General features: G+C 69.3%; 13 protein-coding genes and 1 pseudogene. 7 read left to right on the forward strand and 7 right to left on the reverse strand.

Translation table 11 applies throughout. From position 1 onward, the window contains the following. Positions 1 to 12: 12 nt before the first annotated feature. Entirely contained in the window at positions 13 to 312 is a 300-nt protein-coding gene (locus tag K4G64_RS03400) for a putative quinol monooxygenase (RefSeq protein ID WP_221754507.1), read from the reverse strand. Between the two features lie 41 nt (positions 313 to 353). Further along, positions 354 to 1,340, reverse strand: a complete 987-nt coding sequence (locus K4G64_RS03405) for a carbohydrate kinase (RefSeq protein WP_221754508.1) — start codon at positions 1,338 to 1,340, stop codon at positions 354 to 356. Between the two features lie 249 nt (positions 1,341 to 1,589). Here K4G64_RS03405 and K4G64_RS03410 point away from each other — a divergent pair, with 249 nt between their 5' ends. The 4 genes from K4G64_RS03410 to K4G64_RS03425 all read left to right on the forward strand — a co-directional run bounded on the left by K4G64_RS03410 (position 1,590) and on the right by K4G64_RS03425 (position 5,695). After that, complete coding sequence (locus tag K4G64_RS03410) at positions 1,590 to 2,606, forward strand: sugar ABC transporter substrate-binding protein (protein WP_221754509.1); 1,017 nt, start codon at positions 1,590 to 1,592, stop codon at positions 2,604 to 2,606. 155 nt (positions 2,607 to 2,761) lie between these two features. Next, a complete protein-coding gene (locus K4G64_RS03415) occupies positions 2,762 to 3,775 on the forward strand; it encodes an ABC transporter permease (RefSeq protein WP_221754510.1) in 1,014 nt (337 codons plus the stop codon). Then, the gene (locus K4G64_RS03420; RefSeq protein ID WP_221754511.1) at positions 3,772 to 4,605 is read left to right on the forward strand and encodes an ATP-binding cassette domain-containing protein; all 834 of its coding nucleotides are present in this window, start codon (positions 3,772 to 3,774) and stop codon (positions 4,603 to 4,605) included. Before K4G64_RS03415 ends, K4G64_RS03420 begins: the two co-directional genes overlap by 4 nt. A gap of 64 nt (positions 4,606 to 4,669) precedes the next feature. Further along, positions 4,670 to 5,695 (forward strand): LacI family DNA-binding transcriptional regulator, encoded by a 1,026-nt coding sequence (locus tag K4G64_RS03425; protein ID WP_221754512.1) that lies wholly within the window; start codon positions 4,670 to 4,672, stop codon positions 5,693 to 5,695. 953 nt (positions 5,696 to 6,648) lie between these two features. On the opposite strand, the gene K4G64_RS03430 is transcribed toward K4G64_RS03425, so the two are convergent. The 4 genes and pseudogenes from K4G64_RS03430 to K4G64_RS39800 all read right to left on the reverse strand — a co-directional run. Further along, positions 6,649 to 7,041, reverse strand: coding sequence for a type II toxin-antitoxin system death-on-curing family toxin (locus K4G64_RS03430; protein WP_221754513.1), 393 nt, complete (start codon positions 7,039 to 7,041; stop codon positions 6,649 to 6,651). Continuing rightward, complete coding sequence (locus K4G64_RS03435) at positions 7,038 to 7,232, reverse strand: ribbon-helix-helix protein, CopG family (RefSeq protein ID WP_037672007.1); 195 nt, start codon at positions 7,230 to 7,232, stop codon at positions 7,038 to 7,040. The genes K4G64_RS03430 and K4G64_RS03435 overlap by 4 nt, the downstream gene beginning before the upstream one ends. A gap of 487 nt (positions 7,233 to 7,719) precedes the next feature. Beyond that, positions 7,720 to 8,334 (reverse strand): universal stress protein, encoded by a 615-nt coding sequence (locus tag K4G64_RS41280; RefSeq protein WP_374206352.1) that lies wholly within the window; start codon positions 8,332 to 8,334, stop codon positions 7,720 to 7,722. Continuing rightward, positions 8,282 to 8,566: pseudogene (locus K4G64_RS39800) on the reverse strand (potassium-transporting ATPase subunit B); the annotation flags it as partial. The pseudogene K4G64_RS39800 and the gene K4G64_RS41280, both read right to left, overlap by 53 nt. 178 nt (positions 8,567 to 8,744) lie before the next feature. Between K4G64_RS39800 and K4G64_RS03450 the strand changes: the two are divergent. Beyond that, positions 8,745 to 9,311 carry a hypothetical protein gene (locus K4G64_RS03450; protein ID WP_260459948.1) on the forward strand — a complete coding sequence of 189 codons (567 nt, stop codon included), beginning with the start codon at positions 8,745 to 8,747 and terminating at the stop codon, positions 9,309 to 9,311. Between the two features lie 3 nt (positions 9,312 to 9,314). Here K4G64_RS03450 and K4G64_RS03455 read toward each other — a convergent pair whose 3' ends face one another. Further along, entirely contained in the window at positions 9,315 to 9,521 is a 207-nt protein-coding gene (locus K4G64_RS03455; RefSeq protein WP_221754516.1) for a hypothetical protein, read from the reverse strand. A gap of 138 nt (positions 9,522 to 9,659) precedes the next feature. Between K4G64_RS03455 and K4G64_RS03460 the strand changes: the two genes are divergently transcribed. After that, a complete protein-coding gene (locus tag K4G64_RS03460) occupies positions 9,660 to 10,691 on the forward strand; it encodes a magnesium and cobalt transport protein CorA (protein WP_221754517.1) in 1,032 nt (343 codons plus the stop codon). 567 nt (positions 10,692 to 11,258) lie between these two features. Further along, on the forward strand, positions 11,259 to 13,412 hold the full coding sequence (gene kdpB / locus K4G64_RS03465) for a potassium-transporting ATPase subunit KdpB (protein WP_221754518.1): 2,154 nt from the start codon (positions 11,259 to 11,261) through the stop codon (positions 13,410 to 13,412). The last annotated feature ends 263 nt before the right edge of the window (positions 13,413 to 13,675 follow it).

The following is a 13,675-nucleotide window of genomic DNA, read 5'->3' on the forward strand; positions in this document are numbered from 1 at the left end:
GGCCGAGTGGATTCATGTGCGGTCGATCGGCTCGAGGAACGTGAGTACGGAGGCGTCCTCCTCGATCAGCGGGATGAGGGCGGCGTTGAACGGGGCGCCGTACGGGGCGTTCAGGTGGGCCTGGAAGGCGTCCTCGTCGCGGTAGACCTCGAAGATCCAGTAGGCACGGGGGGCGGCTTCTTTGACGTAGACGTCGAAGGCCAGGTTGCCTTCCTCTTCGCGCACCTTCAGGGCGTACTCCCGGATCAGGCGGGTGACCTCGCCCTCCGCTCCCTCTCGGGCGGTGAATTCGGCGAGCAGGGTTTTCGTCACGATTTTTCGTCCTTACCCTTGTCTGTTCTTGTCCGGGGGATTCAGTGGGTGGCGTCGAGGTGCCGGCCGGCGGAGGCGTCCGTCATGAGCGGCGCCAACCGGTCCTGCCAGGGCGGGTTGGGTCCGGCCACCGAGCAGGTCAGGGCGGCGACCTGCACGGCGAACAGGCAGGCCGCCTCGACGTCGCCGAGACTCAGATCCGTCAGCCTGCCGCCGAGGAGGCCGTGGACGCCGAGCTGGTGCAGCAGCCCGGCCGTGAAGGAGTCCCCCGCCCCGACCGTGTCGGCGACGCTCGTCGGCACGGCGGGCACCTGCATCCGGTCGCCGGCGAGTGAGGCCAGGGCGCCGTCGGCGCCTCGTGTGATCACCACGAGGCGCACCCCGGCGGCGTGCCAGATGTCGCACGCCTCCTCGGGCGGTGTGCCCGGCAGCAGGAGTTCCAGGTCGTCCTCGCTCAGCCGCAGCACGCCGGCAAGGCCGCACCAGTGCGCCAGCCGGGCACGGTAGACGTCGGGGTGCACCAGCAGCGGCCGGACGTTGGGGTCGATGCTGATGGTCGCGTGAGGTGCCGCGGCCGCCAGGAACTCCTCCACCACCACCGCTCCGGGTTCCTGAACCAGGGCCAGGGATCCGGTGTGCACGCAGGCGGTCCCGGACAGATCCACCCGGGCCAGCTCCTCGGCCGTCCACTGCCAGTCGGCCGTGTTCTGCGCGTGGAAGGAGAACGCCGCCTGCCCCTGGGCGTCCAGTTCCGCCACGGCCGGCGTGCTGGGTTCCGCGGCCGGGACGGCACTCGACAGGTCCGCTCCCGAGGTCTCCAGGCGGGCGCGGAACAGACGCCCGAACACATCACCCGACAACCGCGCGAGGAAGCGGGCCGGGGTGCCGAGCCAGGCCAGGGCCACTGCCGTGTTGGCGGGTCCGCCGCCGGGCAGCACACGCAGGGCGAGTTCGTCTCCGGCGCTCGCGGGTTCGGTGAACGCGTCCGCGACGCATGCTCCCAGGATGGTGATCCGGGGTGGGCTCATGGCTGCTCTTCTCTTGGAACGCGCGGAGCGGAAACGGGCATGAACCAGGCACGCCGACGTACGACTTCGGGCGGGCGACCGCCGAGGGGCGTTGCCGATTTGTGACGGGTGAAAGGCATTGACGTTGCCGGGGAACGGAGTCCATCATCCTCGCCAAGCAGTGTCAACGATGACATCAGTCAACGTTGACACCGCGGGACGGCAGGCCTCGCTGCCGACCACCCGCCCGACATCCCGCAGGAGTCGTTCATGTCACGCACCTCTCGTCTGCCCTCCTCTCTGCTCAGAGCCGCCGCGTGCACGGGTGCCGCAGCGCTCGCCCTGACCGCCTGTGGATCCGGATCGGGATCGGGCAGCGCGAGCACCGGCTCGGGCGAGGTCAAGGTCGGCCTCATCACCAAGACCGACACCAACCCGTTCTTCGTCAAGATGAAGGAGGGCGCCGAGAAGACGGCGAAGGCCGAGGGCGTCAAGCTCATGACCGCGGCCGGCAAGTTCGACGGAGACAACGCCGGGCAGGTCACCGCCATCGAGAACATGGTCGCCTCCGGCGTGAAGGGCATCCTGATCACCCCGAGCGACTCCAAGGCGATCGTGCCGGCGATCGAGAAGGCCAAGGCCAAGGGTGTTCTGGTCATCGCCCTGGACACCCCGACCGAGCCGCAGAGCGCGGTCGACGCCCTCTTCGCCACCGACAACCTCAAGGCCGGCGAGCTGATCGGCGAGTACGCCAAGGCCGCGATGAAGGGCAAGACCGCGAAGATAGCCGCCCTGGACCTCGCGCCGGGTGTGTCCGTCGGCGTTCAGCGGCACAACGGATTCCTCAAGGGCTTCGGCGTCACCGACAAGGACGTCGCCTGTGCCCAGGACACCGGCGGCGACCAGTCCAAGGGCCAGACGGCGATGGAGAACTGCCTCCAGAAGGAACCCGGCATCAACGTCGTCTACACGATCAACGAACCGGCAGCACTGGGTGCGTACACCGCGCTCAAGGCCAAGGGCCGGGAGAAGGACGTCCTGATCGTCTCCGTCGACGGCGGCTGCACCGGCACCCGGGCCGTCAAGGAGGGCAAGATCGCCGCGACCTCGCAGCAGTACCCGCTGAAGATGGCCGCCGAGGGCGTCAAGGCCGTGGTGACCTACGCCAAGGACGGCAAGAAGGCATCGGGTTACACCGACACCGGCGTCACCCTGATCACCGACAAGGCGCAGGACGGGGTCACGTCGAAGGACACCGCCTACGGCCTGGAGAACTGCTGGGGCTGAGCCCCCGCCCCCAGCCGCCCTCGTAGCCGCCGGTGTTCGACGCCCCTCAGCGGGGCGGCCGGCCCCTCCTCCCCGACCTGGGACGGCCGCCCCCTCGTCCTCCTGCCGCCCGGCAAGGCCGGACAAGGACTTCTGTCTTCCGACAAGGACCTCGCATGACTGCCACGTCTACGCCACCCTCCACGTCCACGCCGTACGCGGAGCTCAAAGCGCCGACCACGGTCCGCAGACTGCTCACGCAACCGACCACGGGCCCGCTGGTCGCGCTCCTGCTGGCCTGCGCCTTCTTCTCCGTCTCGACCGACCAGTTCCTCACCGGCGGGAACTTCTCGCTGATCGTGCAGCAGGTCATGGTCGTCGGCACGCTGGCCATCGGCCAGACCCTGATCATCCTGACCGCGGGCATCGACCTGTCCTGCGGGGCGGTGATGGCGTTCGGCAGCATCATGATCGCCAAGATGGCCGCCGAAGGCTCCCTGCCACCGCTCGCCGCGATCGCGCTGGGCCTGACCGTCTGCGCCGGCTTCGGCATGCTCAACGGGGCACTGGTGCAGAAGATCCCGCTGCCGCCGTTCATCGTCACCCTGGGCATGCTCAACGTGGCGTTCGCGCTGACCCACATCTACTCCGAGGAGCAGACGGTCACCAACCTGCCCGGCCCGCTGACGGCCCTCGGGCAGACCTTCCCGCTCGGCAGGACCGACATCACCTACGGCTCGCTGGTCACCATCGCCCTGTTCCTCCTCCTCGCCTACGCGCTGAGCAGCACCGGCTGGGGCAGGCACGTCTACGCGCTGGGCAACAGCCCGGAAGCGGCGCGACTGAACGGCATCCGCACCTCCCGGCTGACCATCGGGGTCTACACCGTGGCCGGTCTCCTCTACGGCATCGCCGCCCTGCTGCTCATCTCCCGCACCGGAGTCGGCGACCCGCAGGCCGGGCAGACCGACAACCTCGACAGCATCACCGCCGTGGTCCTCGGCGGCACCAGCCTCTTCGGCGGACGCGGGTCGGTCCTGGGCACGTTCATCGGCGTCCTCATCGTCGGCGTCTTCCGCAACGGGCTCCAGCTGATGGGCGTCGCCTCGATCTACCAGACGCTGATCACCGGTGTCCTGGTCATCCTCGCGGTGACCGTCGACCAGATCTCCCGGAGGAAGGTCCGATGACCACCACCACTGAGACCCCCGTTCTGCAGGCTCGCGGTCTGGTCAAGCGCTACGGCCACGTCACCGCCATCGACGGCGCCGACTTCGACCTGCTGCCCGGCGAGGTCCTGGCCGTCATCGGCGACAACGGAGCCGGCAAGACCAGCCTCATCAAGGCCCTGACCGGCGCGGTGGTGCCGGACGAGGGCGAGATACGCCTCCACGGCAAGCCGATCCAGTTCTCCGGCCCGCAGAGCGCACGCGCCCACGGCATCGAGACGGTCTATCAGGACCTCGCCGTGGCCGCCTCCATGGACATCGCCTCGAACATGTTCCTCGGCCGCGAGCTGCGCCGCCCGGGCCTCCTCGGCAGTGCCTTCCGCATGCTCGACAAGAAGCGCATGCGTCAGGAGGCTGCCGATCACATGGCCGACCTGAAGATCGGCCTGCGCTCGCTGACCCAGTCGGTGGAGACGCTCTCCGGCGGACAGCGGCAGGCCGTCGCGGTCGCCCGCGCCGTCGCCTGGGCCCGCAGCGTCGTCGTCATGGACGAACCCACGGCGGCCCTCGGCGTCAAGGAGTCCGGTCAGGTCCTCGACCTGATCCGCCGGGTCCGGGACAAGGGCATGCCGGTCGTCCTGATCAGCCACAACATGCCGCACGTCTTCGAGATCGCCGACCGGATCCACGTCCACCGGCTGGGCCGGCGCGCTGCCGTGATCAAGCCGTCCGACTACTCCATGGCGGAGGTCGTGGCCATCATGACCGGAGCGCTCAACGTCGACGCGGCTGGAGATACTGTCGTAGCGGATTCCGAGGCCGCGAAGGCCGCGGGAGTCCAGGCCAAGTGAAGCACTCACAGGTTCCGGCCGAGGCCGCGGCCGGGACCGACGAGCACAGGAGACTGTTTCCTCCATGGCAGCGAACCGCCGCCCGACCCTGGCAGACGTCGCCCGAGAAGTGGGCGTCAGTGCCAAGACCGTCTCCCGCGTCCTCAACGAGGACGGCCCCGCCTCGGCCGAGACCAGGGAGCAGGTGCTCGCCGCGGTGGCCAAGTTGGGCTTCCAGCCGAACCTCATGGCCCGCAACATCCGCGTCGGCGGTCCGGACACGACCATAGGGCTGGTCGTCCCCGACCTGGCCAACCCCTTCTTCGGAGCCGTGGCCCACGGTATCGAGGACACGGTCCGGGACCGTGGCCTGACGCTGCTCATGGGGTCGTCCGCCGACGACCCCGAGCGGGAACGCTCCCTGACGGCACAGTTCCTCGCCCGGCGCGTCAGCATTATGATCGTCGTGCCGTCCGTCGGCGCCGACCACTCCGACCTCAAGTCGCACCGTACCGCGGGGCTGCCCATCGTCTTCCTCGACCGGCCGGGGGCCGGCCTGTCCACGGACAGCATCGTCAGCTCCAACCGTGCGGGGGCCCAGGAGGGTGTCGCGCACCTCATCGCCCACGGCCACCGCCGTATCGGCTTCGTCGGTGACCTGCCCACCAAGCTCTACACCCGCCGCGAACGCCTGGCCGGATACCGCGAGGCCCTGCGCGAAGCCGACATCGCCCACGACCGCTCACTCGTCGTGAGCGCACACGACCAGCAGGGCGCGGAGGTGGTGACGGCTCAACTCCTCGAACTGCCCGATCCCCCCACGGCTCTGTTCGCCGGGAACAACATCATGGCGCTCGGCATCGTCGCCGAACTCGCCCGCAGCAAACGCAAGGACGTCGCAGTCGTGGCCTTCGACGACGTGTCACTCGCCGAAGCCCTGGAGCCGGCCCTGACGGTCGTCGCCCAGGACCCCGAGGAAATCGGCCGCAACGCCGCGGCCACCGCCCTGGCCCGACTCGACGGCGACCGCACCCGGGCACGCACCATCACCGTTCCGACGCGGCTGATCGTCCGGGGCTCGGGGGAACAACCACCTGCGCCCAAGCCTTAGGCGGCCTGCCACTGTCCCCTCCAGAAAGACCCTCTGGAGGGGATTCGGCACACATGAGGGCGGGACGCACCGCGAACCCGCGCGCAGGCGCACGCACAAGACCCGAGGTCAGGCGCCCATGGCCGCCGCTTCAAGGAGGGCAACACACTCCACGTGGTGCGTCATCGGAAAGATGTCGCACGAAGCAGGAGTCGCCACAACCGAAGGTCAACGCAGGTGGAGTGCTTGACACCGAACCGGCACATCGCACCGCTGGCGCACCGCGCGGACGCCGCTGAGCGTCCCGCCGATCCGGTCCTGCGTGATCGTGCACCAGATCACCCCTGGACGTGCTTTGAGCGGGACCGTTTGGTCGCGGGCGCTGTCTGCACACGGTGAGCCGCCAGGCGCCGACGCAGCCAGTCGCCGATCTCCCCGATGCCGATCAGGAACGCTGATGAAGCGGCGCATGCCGTGAGGGAAGAGGTCTGGCCGACGGCCTGGCCAAAGAGCCACAGGGCCAGGGCCAGCAGCAACCACCAGGCGGTCAAGGACCAGGCATGCCGCACCAAGCGTGCAGGGCCGGTCATCGGGTGGCCCTGGTCCTCTGGGTGGCGACCATGACCACGATGCATCCCGCGAGTGTCACCAACATCCCCGGCTGTGTCTGCAGCCCGGGTTGCCGCGGGTCTCGGTGGAGGTGGCCTTCACTTTGCGTTGGCCTACGACGATCGAATCCGCCTACCGCGTTCACGAATTCCGTAGAACCGGAGCGTTAACGCCACGAACACGGCCCGGCCGGAGAGGTGCACCAGCGCCGCCACCTGCCGCAGCAGTCCGGGATTGGAACCGCAGGTGTCGAGCACGCCCGGCTACGCCCGGGCAACTCATGAAAACTGCAGGTCAGATCACCTTTGCAGTAAGCTCCAGAATCGCCACACACCCCACCTGAGGCGCCCTTGCCTCGTCGAACGTCAGGAAACGGGGAACCAGGTCGCGAGGCGCTTGGCGATGGCCGGTACATCGATGTTGTCCTGCGCGACGTCCTCCACGAACGGGCCGGCCACGGAGACGGGCGGCGGGACCGTACCGGCACTGACGCCGTTGAACCGCAGGAAGACACGCATGGCGAGCCAGGCGGTGCGCTTGTTGCCGTCGATCAGCGCGTGATTGCGGGCGACGGAGTGCAGCAGTGCCGCAGCCTTCTCGTGCAGCGTGGGATACAACTCGGCTCCGAACACGTTCGTCCTGGGTCGCTCAATCGCCGACACCAGAAGGCCCATGTCACGCACGCTGTGCTCGGTACCGTTGACCGTGCGGGCGATGGCCAGGATCTCGTCGATCTGGATGTAGCGCACGTCCGTCACTTCAGGTAGTCCAGGATCTCCGCATCGCTGTCCATAAGCTCGGCCAGGACGTCATCGACCTTCAGCTCGGCCCGGTTCTGGGCGTCACGGATGGCCTCAATGGCAAGTTCCTGCTTGCTGCGGCCCTCCCGACGAGCCCGCTCGGTGAGCTTCGCGTCAAGGTCGTCGGGGAGTCGAAGTGTCATCGCCATACAAGGATGATACCAGGCCGGTATCAGAGTGGTGCGGTCGGGCCACGTTCCCGGCCTCCCAGAAGCGTGAGGCCGGGAGGGTCACTCGCTCCGCCTGCGGCGGCGCAGCAGAGGCTTCCGCTTAGAGCGTCATCCGAGCGTCAAGAATCTCCGAACGGCCCTCCGAAGGCGTCACCCATGCAGGCGCCTCGCTCACGAAACCGCAGGTCGGAGAGCTTCCAAAGATCGATCCGTCCGCTCGAACCGCTGCACGGTGGGAAGCAGGTCGAACAACCCACCCGGACAACAAAAGCGCAGGTCAGGACCCCTTGCCCGCAGGTTCGAGGATCGCCACACACTCCACGTGGTGCGTCATCGGAAACACGTCATCCTGGGCGCAGATGAGGAAACAGCAGGTCAGAGGTGGTACTCGGTCTCAAATGAGGGCCCGCGGACACTCGGAGCGTCAAACGAGCGTCACGGGCTCGCCCCATCACGACACCGACCCTCAGGGGGAAGACCAGTCGCCGCCTACGAGGGCCACGGGGCAGGGCGAGTGGCGTAGTGCGGCGTGGTGGGTGGGTCCGAGTTCGCGGCGTCCCATGCCGTGCCTGTGCCGGACTCCGAGGACCAGGAGATCGGCGTGGTCCGTGGCTCGGAGCAGGGCATCCCGCGTGGGTCCGTCGACGACTCGTCTGTGTACGACGACGCCCCGTTCGATGGCCGTCCGGTCCGGCACTGCCGCACCCAGGAGGGCTTCGGCTGCCTGCGAGCTGCCGAGGCCGGGTGGATCCTGCCGTGTTTCCTGCCGGCTCCGGGCATGCACCACGACCAGGTCGCAACCTCGTGCCTGTGCCTCCTGGAGGGCGAAGGTGACCGGAGCGGCGTCGGCGTCGGTTCCCTCCCCGACGCCGAGGACGACCTGACGGCCTGCTGACGGGCGCTCCGGGACGGAGTGGCCTACGACCACGATGGGGCACGACGCGCGTCCTGCCACACCGAGTCCGATGGAATCGGTGAAGAGGCGGCGCGCCAGGGCACCGTGTCCACGGTGGCCCACGACCAGTGCGAAGGTCCACGCCCGACATCCGGGTCTGGGCGGTGAAGGCGATCCACTCGGCACCCACCAGCTCGCCCTGGTGGCGCTCGCGCAACCCGTACTTCTCCTTGGCGAGAACCACGATGGAGCGGCCTTCGGGTGTCTCGTCGGCCAGCGACGAGAGCTGCGCCGCGTCGGCCACCTGCGCCTCGGTCGTGCCGCGCACGGGCACGAACTCGGCGGCCTGCCGGTTGCCCAGGGTGATGGTGCCGGTCTTGTCCAGCAGCAGCGTCGAGACGTCACCGGCGGCCTCGACAGGTCAAAACTGACGAGATGTTGACAGAAGTGACCCTGGCTACAGCCGAGCGCCTCGACCCGGCCGCGTGACCACTCGGGCGGTGAGAGGCGGCATCGGAGCAAGATGCCGTTCGGCATCCGTCAGAGCCGCGTCAAGGTGCGCCGTTCGGCAGCCCGGGCTCACTAGCGTCCAGCCCATGGGACGCCGTGACGATGCACACCGGGGACGGCTCGACGCACGGCCGGAGGACCCCGACGGAACCAGTGAGGCGACGAACGACCTCGAGCGCGCACAAGAGCTGCGCAGCGCGGTCCTCTGCGCAGCCGCACTGCTCGCCTTCCTCCTCCTGCTCGACTGGGGCTCCGGCCTGATCACCCCATGGCGGGCCGTGCTGTGGTGCGCCCTCGCCGGACTGCTCTACGCCGTGCTCTACCCCCAGCGCGTGTCCGCGGGCAACCACTGGCTGACCACGCGCGGCCTGGTCCGCAGGCACCGGGTCCGGACGGATCTGCTGGTGTCGGTCCGCTGCCTTGACGGGGTCTCTCAACGGCTCCTGCTGCGCGATCGCCTGGGAAACCGTGCCGAGATCGACCCCGAGGTCCTGGTGCGCCACCCGCACCTGTGGTTCTGCCTGGAGCGGGGGGCCCGCAAGGCCGCCGCCGACGGCTTGCTGCTCTGCGGCGCCACCGCCTTGCGACGCCTCTCGGAGCGCGTAGACCGCGAAACAGCCCGCGCTGTTTTCAGGATCTCCGGTCTGGAGTGAGCGTCAGCCCTGTCCGACGGGACCTCCCGTGCCCAGCGCCGACCCCGTCTGGTCGCGAGCGTCACTGCCACGGGCCGGGCCCGGAGCGGCCGGACCGGACCCGGAGGTGAGCATGAGCCGGCCGAGGTAGTGGCCGTTGCCATAGGTGCGCAGCTCGATCTCGCCGTACGGCCAGCCGACGGCGTCGAGGTCCCAGAAGCGTGTCCCCACGGAGTCGGCTCTGCGTACGCTGTCATCGCCGCCTCGCGCCCGGCCCGTCTTGCACATCCCCCTGACCGAGTAGCGCCCCTCCGGGGCACGAGTCGGGGGCAGGCGAGTCGCAAGGCAGCAAGAGGAAAGGACCGTCCGATGGCACCGCGGAACGAAGACGGTGGGGATCTGCCGACAGCGGTGGTGGACTGCGCCCTGTACGAGGACGGCGAGCGGGTCCCGGGCCACGTCGGGCTCAACAGGATCCTGGACCGGATAGACCCGAAGGCGGGCCGGTTCGCGTGGATCGGTCTGTACGAGCCGACCGCGGAGCAGATCCAGCAAGTAGCCGCCGCCTTCGGCCTGCACCCCCTCGCCGTCGAGGACGCCGTCCACGCCCACCAGCGGCCGAAGCTGGAGCGCTACGGCGACACCCTCTTTCTGGTGCTGAAGACGATCGTCTACGTCGACCACGAGCAGGTCACCGCCACCAGCGAGATCGTCGACACCGGCGAGATCATGCTCTTCGCGGGGCCCGGCTTCGCCATCAGCGTCCGCCACGGCAGCGCGCCGCCCCTGGACGGAGTACGCCGCCGCCTGGAGGCCGACCCCGACCATCTGGGCCACGGGCCCGCCGCGATCGTGCACGCGGTCGCCGACCTGGTCGTCGACCGCTACCTGGAGGTCGCCGACGCGTTTCAGAGCGACGTCGAGGACCTCGAAGCGGAGGTGTTCTCCCCGGACCGGCCCGTCGATGCCGCCCGCATCTACCAGCTCAAACGCGAGCTCCTGGAGTTCCGGCGGGCGGTCGCCCCGCTCTCCGGGCCGCTGCAGCGCCTCGCCTCCGGCACCGTCGCGGACATCCCCGCCAAGGTCACCGCATACCTGCGTGACGTCTCCGACCATCACCAGCGCGCCGCCGAGACGATCAACGGGTTCGATGAACTGGTCACCGACATGCTGAACGCGAGCATCGCCCAGCTCAGCGTCCAGCAGAACTTCGACATGCGCCGCATCAGCGCCATGGCCGCCCTCATCGCCGTCCCCACCATGATCGCCGGCGTCTACGGCATGAACTTCGACCACATGCCCGAACTGACCTGGCGCTACGGCTACCCCGCCGTCCTGACCGTCATCGTCATCGTCTGCACGCTCATCTACCGGGCTCTGCGCCGCAACAAGTGGCTCTGACCATCCCTCCGCACAGCCGCGCGGAGGCCGGAGCAGTACGGCTCGCACTCCGCGCGCAGCCAGGGAGCAGCCCGGCACCGGGCCCGGCCGTCGTGAACCGCCTCGGTCCGGGCTGCCCCGGGCGGGGCGGCCACCGCGCTTCCATGACGGTGCACTGCCCCGGTACGGGGACCCCGCCCGGCAGGGCGTGAGAAACATGAGCCGGCGGCGTCCCGTCAGGGACGGTCACCCGTCCCCGTCCTGCATTGTGCGCCGGCTCGCCGATCGATCTCAGCCCCGTTGACGGCCTCCTGACGGATGTTCGGCTGCCGTTGACGACACTTTGACGGCCGAGCCCCTCGCCCGTATGGGCACCGCAAATGTTCCGCTCGACCCGACGATCGCGGAGGCGATCAAGACTAGATTGCCACTCGGCTGCCCACCGGAACCGCCCGGATCGGTGGTTTACGCCCGAGCCATAAGCGCGTGCGCCGCCGACAGGTGCGGTGCGGGCCACGGCACCATCGCACCGCAGCCGCTGCGCCCACGACCACACCACCCACACCACACCACACCACGAGGGTGTCCATGCTTCCCGCTGCCCCCGACCAGGCCCCACCGTCACACCCGGAGCACGGAGCGCGGCTCGGACCGGAGCGAAGAGGGAGACGCCGCGCGCCGAGCGGTCTGTTCGAACCGGCCCAGCTCGTGCGCTCCTTCCCCGAGGCACTGCGCAAGCTCCACCCGCGCGCACTGGTCAAGAACCCGGTGCTGTTCGTCGTCTCCGCCGGCGCGGTCCTCACCACGCTGTCGGCGCTGCTGAACCCGACGGTTTTCACCTGGGTCATCAGCGTGTGGCTCTGGCTGACGGTCGTCTTCGCCAACCTCGCGGAGGCCGTCGCCGAGGGCCGCGGCAAAGCGCAGGCCGAGTCGCTGCGCCGGGCCCGCACGGACACGGTGGCGCTGCGCCTGCTGGACTGGCGCTGGGGGACGCATGCCGACACCGCCCGCTCCGAAGCCGTCGCCGCCACCGACCTGAAACCGCTGGACGTCGTGCTCGTCGAGGCGGGCGAGATGGTCCCGGCGGACGGTGACGTCATCGACGGTGTCGCCGCGGTGGACGAGTCGGCGATCACCGGGGAGTCCGCGCCCGTGATCCGCGAGGCCGGCGGCGACCGCAGCGGGGTCACGGGCGGGACGACGGTGCTGTCCGACCGGATCGTCGTACGGGTCAGTGCCCGGCCCGGGCACAGCTTCCTGGACCGCATGATCGCGCTGGTCGAGGGCGCCTCGCGGCAGAAGACCCCGAACGAGATCGCCCTGAACATCCTGCTGTCGTCCCTGACCATCGTCTTCGTCCTGGTCGTGGTCACCCTCCAGCCGATGGCCGCATACGCGGACGCGGCCCAGTCGACGACCGTGCTGGTCGCCCTCCTCGTCACGCTCATTCCCACCACGATCGGCGCCCTGCTCTCCGCGATCGGCATCGCCGGCATGGACCGCCTGGTGCAGCGCAACGTGCTGACCATGTCGGGCCGGGCGGTCGAGGCGGCGGGTGACGTGAACACCCTGCTGCTGGACAAGACCGGGACCATCACCCTCGGCAACCGCGAGGCCGCCGCCTTGGTTCCGCTGCCCGGCGTCGATGTCCGTCTGCTCGCGGAGGCCGCCCAGTTGTCCTCCCTCGCCGACGAGACACCCGAGGGCCGCTCCGTGGTGGTCCTGGCCAAGCGGCGGTACGGGCTGCGGGCGCCCGCCGAGCGGGAGTTGGCCCATGCCCGGTGGGTACCGTTCAGCGCACAGACCCGGATGAGCGGCGTCGACCTGCGGTGGGAGGCCGGTGCGGTGTGCGCCATCCGTAAGGGTGCCGCGCAGCAGGTCGTCGAGTGGGTGGCCATGTACGGCGGCCACGTGCCCCCCGAGGCACGGCTGTACGCCGACGCCGTGGCCTCCGGCGGCGGTACGCCCCTCCTGGTGGCCGTGCACGACTGGGACGGCCCCAGGGTGCTCGGCCTGATCCACCTCAAGGACGTCGTCAAGGACGGTATCCGGGAACGCTTCGCCGAACTGCGCCGTATGGGGATCCGCACGGTGATGATCACCGGCGACAACCCGCTCACCGCCCGCGCCATCGCCGAAGAGGCGGGCGTGGACGACTACTTGGCCGAGGCGACGCCCGAGGACAAGCTGGCGCTGATCCGGCGGGAACAGGAGGACGGCCAGCTGGTCGCGATGACCGGCGACGGCACCAACGACGCTCCCGCGCTCGCACAGGCGGACGTCGGCGTGGCGATGAACACGGGCACGTCGGCCGCCAAGGAGGCCGGCAACATGGTCGATCTCGACTCCAACCCGACCAAGCTCGTCGAGATCGTCGAGATCGGCAAACAACTCCTCATCACCCGCGGCGCCTTGACCACCTTCTCCATCACCAACGACGTCGCGAAGTACTTCGCCATCATCCCGGCGATGTTCGCGGGGGCCCACCCGGGCCTTCAGTCCCTGAACGTCATGGGCCTGCACAGTCCGACCTCGGCGATCACCTCCGCGATCATCTTCAACGCGCTGATCATCCTCGCTCTGATCCCGCTGGCCCTGCGCGGAGTGCGTTACACCCCGTCCTCCGCTCACGACCTGCTGCGCCGCAACCTGTTGCTGTACGGGCTCGGCGGTCTCGTCCTGCCTTTCCTGGGCATCAAACTGATCGATCTGCTGGTCTCCGGGGTGCCCGGCCTTGGCTGAGCCGCGTCCCTCTGCCTGGCGTGCGCGTCAGGGACCCGTATGCGTGCGTCAGAGTCCCGTCAGAGAACGGGAATCCGGCTTGCCCCGCCCGTGCGACACGGCTTCGATGGTCCTCGTGAACAGCGCCTGGCTCCTCTTCGACCGACCGCCGAGTCCTGCTCGGCCGTCGCGCCGCGAGCCGCGCTGACGGGAAGCGCCCGCGCCTCCTCGACGCGCGTCAGCCGACGCCGCCTTCCGTCACCCGAGGGTGCCGTGACCGACTC

Origin of the sequence: Streptomyces sp. WAC04114 (assembly GCF_019733245.1) — a bacterium.
GTDB classification, from domain to species: Bacteria; Actinomycetota; Actinomycetes; order Streptomycetales; family Streptomycetaceae; genus Streptomyces; species Streptomyces massasporeus_A.